This window comes from Sporosarcina sp. OR05, from assembly GCF_041414805.1.
GTDB classification, from domain to species: Bacteria; Bacillota; Bacilli; order Bacillales_A; family Planococcaceae; genus Sporosarcina; species Sporosarcina saromensis.
On record NZ_JANKJL010000040.1, the window covers coordinates 1 to 589 of the forward strand.

At 41.9% G+C, this 589-nt stretch carries 2 protein-coding genes; both read left to right on the forward strand.

Translation table 11 applies throughout. The annotated features are described in order from the left end of the window. Positions 1-292 (forward strand): IS66 family insertion sequence element accessory protein TnpA (tnpA, locus tag NRI27_RS17985; RefSeq protein WP_371391907.1); only part of this gene is annotated, 292 nt, incomplete at its 5' end. Beyond that, on the forward strand, positions 282-589 hold a 308-nt coding region (gene tnpB, locus NRI27_RS17990), incomplete at its 3' end, for an IS66 family insertion sequence element accessory protein TnpB (protein WP_371391908.1). The genes tnpA and tnpB, both read left to right, overlap by 11 nt.

Consider the following 589-nt stretch of genomic DNA (forward strand, 5'->3'; position numbering starts at 1 on the left):
TGCTCGCTGGATTGAGATTATTGAACAGTGGAAGGATAGCGGTATGACCATGTCAGAATGGATCAGGGGGCAAGATGAAGTCACCTATTATCAACTAGTGAACGCTAGAAGAAGACTTTATCCAGAAGAAGTTTATGGAACTGGAAAACCCAATACTTGGTCAGCTATTACAATGGAGTTGCCGTCCTCTTCTATGAATGTTCATGTAAATGGTTTATATATAGAGGTCCCTCCGGGATTCGATCGAACACTTCTATTGGAGATTGTGGAGGTGTTAAAAGATGCGAATTAATCTCGAGGGGGTGAAAGGTGTTTTCCTCGCACACGGCTCAACTGACATGCGTCTTTCAATGGACGGTCTAGCAGCTCGTGTACAAGAAACTTTTGAATTAGATCCTTTTTCTTCGAACCTTTTTATTTTCTGTAATCGCCAACAGGACCGAATAAAAATCCTTCACTGGGATCATAATGGCTTTTGGCTCTACTATCGAAGACTCGAAAACGGTACATTTAACTGGCCGCAAGGTCCAGAAGATGAGACCATGCAAATTACACCTAGGCAATTAATTTGGTTACTTGAAGGGTTAAC